The organism is Vibrio sp. OPT46, from assembly GCF_015163535.1.
Classification (GTDB): Bacteria; Pseudomonadota; Gammaproteobacteria; order Enterobacterales; family Vibrionaceae; genus Vibrio; species Vibrio alginolyticus.
The window spans coordinates 1-1,167 of sequence record NZ_JADDYG010000156.1; the positions used below are offsets into that span (position 1 = coordinate 1).

At 41.9% G+C, this 1,167-nt stretch carries 1 protein-coding gene; it reads left to right on the plus strand.

Features of this window, described 5'->3' with window-relative positions; genetic code table 11:
- Positions 1-223: 223 nt before the first annotated feature.
- The gene (locus IQR33_RS06705; RefSeq protein WP_017633488.1) at positions 224-1,027 is read left to right on the plus strand and encodes a MetQ/NlpA family ABC transporter substrate-binding protein; all 804 of its coding nucleotides are present in this window, start codon (positions 224-226) and stop codon (positions 1,025-1,027) included.
- The last annotated feature ends 140 nt before the right edge of the window (positions 1,028-1,167 follow it).

Here is a 1,167-nt window from a genome sequence, read left to right on the forward strand (position 1 = left end):
TTTTTTGTATCTTATATCTTTGGGTACAGTTTCGGTTGCGGTAACTCGTCACTAACCTCGTAATAGCTTTTCTTCTTCCCCTCTTCTTTAACTATTATCTGGCTTTCTATACGAGCAATAGAAACAAAATGTCTGCTCGTGATTTAAACCATTGACCCTCAGACAACTTCTGATAGTATGGACATATAAACGTATGGACGTCTAAAGCAAAAATGGAGCTACAATGAAAAGTATTGGTCACTTAAAGAAACTAGCTTTGATTCTCACGGCAGTAGTCGGCTTAAGCGCTTGTGGAGAAAAAGATGACTCTGTCATTAAAGTGGGCGCGACAGTTGGACCACATGCACAAGTAGTCGAGGCGGTAGCGAAGGAGGCAGCGAAGCAAGGTTTGAATGTCGAAGTCATTGAGTTTTCTGACTACGTGACACCTAATGCCGCTCTTAGCGATGGTAGCATCGATATTAATAGCTATCAGCACCAGCCATTTTTAGACAACTTCAACAGTAGCCATAACGCCCAATTAGTATCAATTGGTCAGTCCATTCTTATGCGTATGGGGCTTTATTCCAATAAGTATCGCTCACTGCAAGAGCTTCCAAACAATGCACGTATAGCGCTTCCAAATGACCCTACCAACGGTGGTCGTGGTCTGTTGCTACTCGCCGATGCAGGTTTAATTGAGCTGAAACAGGGTGTTGGCCATAAAGCCGCCCTAACTGATATCACAAAAAACGCAAAATCATTTGAATTTGTCGAGGTAGATGCCGCTCAGCTACCAAGAACATTAGATGATGTGGACGCGGCTGCGATTACAATGAACTACGTAATGTCTTCTGGTTTAGATCCGAAGAAACAAAGTATCTATCTTGAAGCAAAAGACGCCCCATTAGCAGTCATGGTCATCGCCACTCGTGACGCAGACAAAAATAATGAAGCGTATAAAAAGTTCGTTTCTATTTATCAATCTCAAGCGATTCGTGATTATCTCGATCGCACTTTCAAAGGCACAATCGAAGCAGCTTTTTAATCAATAAAGCAGCGAATACTTTGCCCCACGAATCAGATAGAAAAGAGGCTAATGTTTTCTCATAGCCTCTTCTTTTCATTACTCACTAAATCGACTCATTGTCGACTTTCAGCCTCTAACTTCATTGCCAAATAAGCTTG

Bases quoted from the DNA above. Each gene is read 5' to 3' on its own strand.
- IQR33_RS06705 (WP_017633488.1), top strand. From the start codon at position 224: ATGAAAAGTATTGGTCACTTAAAGAAACTAGCTTTGATTCTCACGGCA.